This is a genomic window from Kitasatospora sp. NPDC058406 (genome assembly GCF_042722765.1).
In the GTDB taxonomy this organism is placed as follows: domain Bacteria; phylum Actinomycetota; class Actinomycetes; order Streptomycetales; family Streptomycetaceae; genus Kitasatospora.
This window is the reverse complement of sequence record NZ_JBHXKE010000089.1, coordinates 26,740-33,537: the sequence shown is the minus strand read 5'-3', so window position 1 is coordinate 33,537 and position 6,798 is coordinate 26,740. Positions and strand designations below refer to the sequence as shown.

7 protein-coding genes are annotated in these 6,798 nt (G+C 74.9%); all 7 read right to left on the bottom strand.

Annotated features, from left to right (window positions below):
• Positions 1–62 precede the first annotated feature (62 nt).
• The 7 genes from ACFWOG_RS19280 to ACFWOG_RS19250 all read right to left on the bottom strand — a co-directional run bounded on the left by ACFWOG_RS19280 (position 63) and on the right by ACFWOG_RS19250 (position 6,742).
• Positions 63–428 carry a peptidoglycan-binding protein gene (locus ACFWOG_RS19280; RefSeq protein ID WP_380359802.1) on the bottom strand — a complete coding sequence of 122 codons (366 nt, stop codon included), beginning with the start codon at positions 426–428 and terminating at the stop codon, positions 63–65.
• A gap of 356 nt (positions 429–784) precedes the next feature.
• Positions 785–1,885: a hypothetical protein gene (locus ACFWOG_RS19275; RefSeq protein ID WP_380359800.1), complete on the bottom strand. Its 1,101-nt coding sequence runs from the start codon at positions 1,883–1,885 to the stop codon at positions 785–787.
• Positions 1,886–1,987: 102 nt separating this feature from the next.
• Entirely contained in the window at positions 1,988–3,496 is a 1,509-nt protein-coding gene (locus ACFWOG_RS19270) for a cytochrome P450 (protein ID WP_380359810.1), read from the bottom strand.
• Positions 3,497–3,797: 301 nt separating this feature from the next.
• Positions 3,798–4,418, bottom strand: a complete 621-nt coding sequence (locus ACFWOG_RS19265) for an ATP/GTP-binding protein (protein WP_329876462.1) — start codon at positions 4,416–4,418, stop codon at positions 3,798–3,800.
• The gene (locus ACFWOG_RS19260) at positions 4,399–4,758 is read right to left on the bottom strand and encodes a DUF742 domain-containing protein (protein WP_329876465.1); all 360 of its coding nucleotides are present in this window, start codon (positions 4,756–4,758) and stop codon (positions 4,399–4,401) included. Before ACFWOG_RS19260 ends, ACFWOG_RS19265 begins: the two co-directional genes overlap by 20 nt.
• A complete protein-coding gene (locus ACFWOG_RS19255) occupies positions 4,755–5,162 on the bottom strand; it encodes a roadblock/LC7 domain-containing protein (protein ID WP_355405750.1) in 408 nt (135 codons plus the stop codon). The genes ACFWOG_RS19260 and ACFWOG_RS19255 overlap by 4 nt, the downstream gene beginning before the upstream one ends.
• The gene (locus ACFWOG_RS19250; RefSeq protein WP_380359797.1) at positions 5,159–6,742 is read right to left on the bottom strand and encodes an ATP-binding protein; all 1,584 of its coding nucleotides are present in this window, start codon (positions 6,740–6,742) and stop codon (positions 5,159–5,161) included. The genes ACFWOG_RS19255 and ACFWOG_RS19250 overlap by 4 nt, the downstream gene beginning before the upstream one ends.
• Between the last annotated feature and the right edge of the window lie 56 nt (positions 6,743–6,798).

Genomic DNA, 6,798 nt, shown 5'->3' with positions numbered 1-6,798 from the left:
GTGCACCGGCCCGGCACACGTGACGGGCCCGGTGCACCGGGCCCGCGACCCGGTGGGCGGGATCAGCCGGGGTAGGGGTCGTAGCAGTCGGGCACGGGGTTGTAGAGGGCGTTCCAGGTGGCCGGGCCGACGATCCCGTCCCTGGCGAGGCCGTGACAGCCCTGGATCCACTTGATCTTGGTGCGGGTCGCGGGGCCGAAGACGCCGTCCACCACCAGCTTCGGGACGCCGCCCCAGACGTTGGTCAGGCACTGCGCCTGCTTGACGGCGGCGCCGGTCGAGCCCTGGCTGAGCACCGGGCGGTGGCTCGACGAGGTGTGGGCGCAGCCTCCGGGGACGGCGGCGGCTGCGCCCTGGGGCGCGATGAGACCGGCCGTGCCCAGGGCGAGCACGGCGGTGAGGGCGGCGGCGACGGTTCGGCGTTGCACGGGCGGTTCCCCTTCGTCGGCGCGGGCCGCGACGGACCGTCACGGCCATGCGCTCCCACCCTAGGAACCGAGGCGCCGGCCGGGCAGGGCGTGAAAGGACGCGCACGGAGCGTGCCCCGGGCGCGGGACCACCGGACCGCCTGCCCCGCCGTCGACCGCCCCGCCGTCGACCACCCCGCCTCGAACGCCGCCCGCCACCGGGTCGGGGCCGGGCGAGGGTCAGGTGGGTGACGCCGCTCGGGCCGGCACCCGATCCGGACCGCACCCGCGCTCCGGGCGACTCCGACCTCGGACCCCGCCTCCCTCCGGGCACTCCGCGCGGGTACGCCCCGGGCCGCCGCGGTACGGGTGCGGTGTCACTCGTCCTCCTGCTCCGGGCCGCGGGGGCGCAGGTGCAGGCGCCACGGGTCGGTCGGCTCCGACGTCCTCAGGACCAGCAGGCCGGGACGGGGCACCGCGACGGTCCGCATGGCCTCGCCGCTCGCACTCGCGAACGTCGAACCCCTGCTGGTCCAGCCCGGCGGAAGCGGGCACTTGCAGGTGCCGTACCGGTCCGCCCGCCAGCAGCCGCAGACGAACCTCACCTGCCAGGAGGAGGAGTTGACGTGGACGACGAGCTCGGCGGGGGCGTCCGGGCGGACCATGAGGACGGCGTCGCCGGAGCCGTCGCGCTCGCGGAGCAGCTCGTCGATCTCGGAGGGCCCGAACAGCCGGACGGACCACTCGCAGTCGCCGCTGCTCTCGACCTTGAGGTGGGTGACGTCCCGCGACACCACCGTGCGCGCCGTGCCGCGCTCGGTCGCGGAGTAGTGGAACAGCAGGTTCGCATGGGTCTCCACCCGGGTCGGGGTGCGCGTCATCGGGGTGATGGTGACGTGCCCGTGCTCGGCGGAGGCCTCGACCAGGGCGATCGTCACGGCCTCGGGTTCGGGCCGTTCGATGGGGAACTCCCGTTCGGTCGGCTTGTCCCACACCCCGGAGTAGTGGTGCCGTTCCCCCTCCCGGCGCCGGGGCACCGGGCCCGGCCGGTCCCGCGGGACGGGGACGCGGTCGAGCCGGGGCAGCCCGTCGTCCGTGACCGGGGAGTCCTCGGGGGGCGGTGACTCCGCCGCCGGCTCGCTGCTCCCGGCCCGCGCGGGCCTGGGTTCGGAGGCGGGCGCGGGCGCGGGCTTGGGGGCCTTCGCGGGCGCGGCTTTGGACGCAGGTTCGGAGGTGGGCTTGGAGGTCGGCCTGGTCGTCGGGCTCACCGCCTTGCCCGGCGGGGTCCTGCGACCCTTCACCGGCGCGGGCTGCTGCGCCGCAGCGGCTGCGGCGGCCGACTCGGCGGCCGAACGGGCGGCTGCGTCGGCCGACTCGCCGGCCCGCCGGGCAGCGCCGACGGCCTGGTTCCGCAGCACCGCCGCCGCGACCAGACACCCCAGGGCGAACCCCAGGATCCCGACAGTGGCAACCGTCATCGTCCCCCCCAGAGATACCTGCACCCTCGGGGTGAGGTTATGCCCCGCCTGCCGCGACAACCAGTGGTCGTGCGGGAGGAGTCGTGGCGGTGGCCGTCGCCCTCACCGCCGGATCAGTCCGGTCAGGAGGCTCCACCAGCCGCGTCGCTGCCGCGGGACGGGGGCCGACGCGGTGGACGCCGGTGACAGCCCGTCCCCGGCCGGCGAGGCCGGCTGCACGGGCACCCCGGCGTGCGCCCGGACGTCCGCCGTCGCGCCGTCCGTGCTCTCGGTGCTCTCTTCGCTCCCCGTGCCGGTGGGCGACGCAACCCCGGCGGCGGTCCCGGCGGCGGTGGCGGTCGTCACGGGCGCGGTCACGGGCGTGGGGGCCAGCGGCTCGGGCAGGTCGGTCCGCGGGGTGAACTCCACGGGCAGCGCGACCAGATGGCGGGAGAGCCACGCCGAGGTCCACGTCAGCTCGGACTCGTCGACGGCGAGCTGGAGGTCCGGCAGACGGGTCAGCAGGATGTCGATCCCGGTGTCGGCGATGGCCCGGCCGACGTCCTGTCCGGGGCACTCGTGCGGGCCGCTGCCGAACGCCAGGTGGGAGCGGTTGCCGTGCAGCGGCTTGGCCAGGTCGGGGCGGACGACAGGGTCGACGTTCCCGGCGGCGAGGCCCAGCAGCAGCATGTCGCCGGCCTTGATCCGCTGGCCGCCGAGCTCCGTGTCGCCGGTGGCCCAGCGGCCCGCGACGAGCGACATCGGGGCCGAGTCCCAGAGGACCTGGTCCAGGGCGTCCGGGACGGTCATGTGTCCGCCGGACAGGTGGGCGCGGAACCGCTCGTCGGTCAGGATGAGCTTCAGGGTGTCCGCGATCAGGTTGACGGTCGTCTCGTTCGCCGCGAGCAGGACCACCCGCAGGTGTTCCAGCACCTCGTCGTCGGTGAGCCCGGCGGGGTGGGCCATCAGCCGTGAGACGAGGTCGGGGCCGGGGGTGATGCGTTTGCGCTCCATCGTCCGGCGCAGCGAGGCCACGACGTAGTCGTTGCTGGCGATGGCCGTCTCGGTGCCCTTCATCAGGTCCCGGGCGGCGTCGACCAGACGCGGTCCGTACTCCTCGGGCATCCCGACCAGCTGGGTCAACACCAGCATCGGCAGGTGCTCGGCGAACCGGGTGACGAGTTCGGCGTGCCCGGCCGGGCCGAACTCCCGGACCAGTTGGTCGGTGAACCGGGTGACGTAGCGGCGGATGCCGCGCCGGTCGAAGCCGTTGAGGCCGTCGTTGAGGGCCTCGCGCAGGCGCCGGTGCTCCGCGCCGTCAGCGAACACGCAGAGCGGTTGCCAGGCGATCACCGGCATCAGCGGGGAGTCGGGTGCGACCAGGCCCTCCTGGAACGCCGTCCAGCGGCGGGAGTCCCGGGAGAACCGGGAGGGGGTGCGCATGACGGTGAGGTTGGCGGAGTGGCCGAGGACCAGCCAGGCCGGGAGGTCGCCGTGGAGGAGGACGGGAGCGACCTCGCCGTGTTCGGCGCGCAGCCGCTCGTACAGGCCCGCGGGGTCCGCCTCGGCCTCCGGGCCGTAGAGCCGCCGGAGGCCGGCGGGGGCGAACGCCCGGAGCCCGAGGTCCCGCAGTCCGCGGTCCGGCGGTCCGGTCTGCTGCAGCCCGAGGCTCTCGATCCCGAGGTCCTGAAGGCCCTGGGAGCCCTGGACGCCCTGGGGGTCCGGGACGTCCAGGACGCCCGGGAGGTCGGAGCCGGGCCGGTGGGCGGGGCAGCCGCTCGGCGGGGCGAGGGCGGCGTCGTCGGGGAACGGGCTGGTCACGGTGGCTCCGGGAGTGGTCGGCAGACGAGGAGGGGGCGGTGGCGGGGAGCCGGCGACGACGGGCGGCGGTCCGGCCGGTCCGGGCGGTGAGCACCCGGCCGGACCGGCGCGGTCATCGCACCGGCGACGGGCCCGCGAGGTCGTACAGGTAGTGCATCAGGGCGAGCAGCACGTCCCGGCCGGATTCGCGGACCCGCGCGTCGCAGGCCACGATCGGCACGTCGACCGGCAGGTCGAGTGCGAGCCTCAGCTCCTCCTGCGCGTACGTGGGCGACTCGGGGAAGACGTTGGCCGCGACCACGAAGGGCACGCCGCGGTCCTCCAACCGCCCGATCACGTCGAAGCTGATCTCCAGTCGCCGGGTGTCGACCAGGACGACGGCGCCGAGCGCACCCTCGAACAGGCCGTTCCACAGGAACCAGAACCGTTCCTGGCCCGGGGTGCCGAACAGGTACAGCACCAGTTCCTCGCTGATGCTGATGCGGCCGAAGTCCATCGCGACCGTGGTGGAGGACTTGCGCTCGACGCCGGCGATGTCGTCGACGTCCGCGCCGGCCTCGGTCATGGTCTCCTCGGTGGTCAGCGGGCGGATCTCGCTCACCGAGCCGACCAGGGTGGTCTTGCCGACGCCGAAGCCGCCGACGACCACCACCTTGACCGCCGCGGCGGCCGAGTCCGGGAGCAGATCGGCGCTCGCCGGCCCCAGCACCGTCTCAGAGCCTCTGAAGTCCATGCATCACCGCCTCCAAGAGGGCACGGTCGGGGAGAAGCGCGGCCGGGACGGAGGCGCGGGCCTCGATCCTCTCCTCGTCGAGGAGGTCCGCCAGCAGCACGGTGACCGCGCTGACCGGCAGCCGCAGGTAGGCGGAGATCTCGGCGACGGACAGCGGCGACCCGCAGATCCGCAGGATCGCGGCGTGCTCCGGCGGCATGGTCGGCGTCGGCTCCGAGCGGGAGACGATCAGGGTGACCAGGTCGAACGCGGTACGTCCGGCCGGACCACCGCGGCCGCGCGTGATCACGTAGAGGCGTTCCGGGGCCTCGTCGCCCCAGTCCTGGTCGGCTGTGCTCATACGACGGGCTCACCCCTGCGCGGAGGCGTACTGAGATGCTCGCCGATCCGGGCGACCAGGTCCCGCATCCGCTGGCCCATGAGGCCGGCGTCGACGCCCTCGTCAGCCAGCACCGCCAGGTACGCCCGGGCGCCGGCCGCCATCAGGTAGAAGAACCCGCCGCCCATCTCGATCACGACGAGCCGCATCCGGCCGTCGCCGTGCGGGAACTCGTGCCCCACGGCGGCGGCGAGGCTCTGCAGACCCGCGCAGGCGGCGGCGAGGCGGTCGGCGGTGTCGGTCTCGGTCCCGTGCTGGGCCATCCGCAGACCGTCGGCGGAGAGCACGACGACGTTGCGGACGTGCGGCACCTCCTCCGCCAGTTGCTTCAGCATCCAGTCCATGTTGGTTCGTTGGCTGATCACCGCTCGTCCCTCCCCGCCGACTCGTCGCTGCTGTGGCCCGCCGGTCCGGCGGACGGTGAGGTCCCGTTCACTCCGTCGTGGAAGGCGGCGAGCCACAGGCCGGGCTGCACCGCCCCGCCCGGGGGTTCGGCGGCCGCCCGGGGAGGTGGTGGGGGAGCGCCGCCGGTGCGGGAGGCCGCGGGGACCCCGTTCCGGGACGGTGCGGGGGCGGCGCCCCGGACGGGGGCGGGGGTGACGGTCCGGGAGGGAGCGGCGTGGCGTCGCCGCCTGGGCAGGCCGTTCGCGGTCCGCTCGCTCACCACCGGGGCCTCGTCCCCCGCCGGGTACGCTCCGGACCCGGCCCGCCGGGCCGGCCCGGTGTGCGGCCGGCGGTCGTCCACCGGCGGCGGCCCGGAGGAGCCCGTGACGCCGATGCCGTGGGCGCGCCCGGTGGCGGGTGCGGTGGTGATCAGCTCCTGCGGCACGATCAGCACGGCGCGCACCCCGCCGTACGCGGACGGGCGCAGCGAGACCTGGAAGCCGTAGGCCCGCGAGAGCCGGCCGACCACGGCCAGGCCGAGCCGGGGGGTTTCGCCGAGGTCGTTGAGGTCGATGCCGGCCTGTGCCTCCCGGAGCATCCGTTCGGCGCGGGCGCGGCCCTCCTCGCTCAGGCTGAGGCCGCCGTCCTCGATCTCGATCGCGATGCCGGTCTGCACCTCGACGGCGGTCAGGTGCACGTTGGTGTGCGGCGGGGAGTAGCGGGTGGCGTTGTCCAGCAGTTCGGCGACCGCGTGGATGAGCGGTTCGACGGCCGGTCCGACGACGGCGACGTCGGACACCGGGTGCAGCTCCACCCGCTGGTAGTCGAGGATCCGGGACATACCGCCGCGCAGCAGGCTGTACAGCGGAACCGCCTTGTTCCACTGGCGGCCGGGGCGCGCGCCGCCGAGGACGGCGATGCTGTCCGCGAGGCGGCCGATCAGCGCGTTGCCGTGGTCCAGGAGCAGCAGGTCGTCGAAGACGGCGGGGTCGTTGCCGTGCCGGTGCTCCATGCCGCGCAGCTCGTGGGCCTGCCGGTGGACGATCGCCTGGACCCGGCGGGCGATGTTGACGAAGGCCCGCTGGGCGGACTCGCGCATGCCCTCCTCGGTGTCGACGGTCTCCAGCACGGCGCGCAGGAGCGTCTGTTGGGCGACCCGGAACTCCGGCCCGACGAGGATGTCCTGCGGTTCGTTCGCGGTGACGACGTCGTCCAGGGACTCGCCGCGCTGGAGGCGGATCACCGCGTCGGGCAGGCCGATCCGGGCCAGCCGGACGGTCTCGGCCTCCTGCCGGGACAGCCGGCGGCGCAGCTCGTCCTCCCGCTGGGCGCACCGTTCACGCAGGGCCTCCGTCGCCCGGCCCCGGCGGACGGCCTCGGCGGCCACCAGGGCCACGGACAGCGTGCCCACCGCCGCGCACCAGCCGACCGCGACGCGGGAGCCGGGGGAGGCCGTGGACACGGCGAGGACGGCGACGGTCGCCGTCACGAGGGCGGGGACGAGCCAGACGAGTACGGGAGCGGAGCGCCGGCCTCCGGGTGACGATCCAGCACCAAGCATTCGGCATCCTCTAAACGGTCGGAAGGGTAGGGGGCGGGACGTGCGGGGCCGGCGCA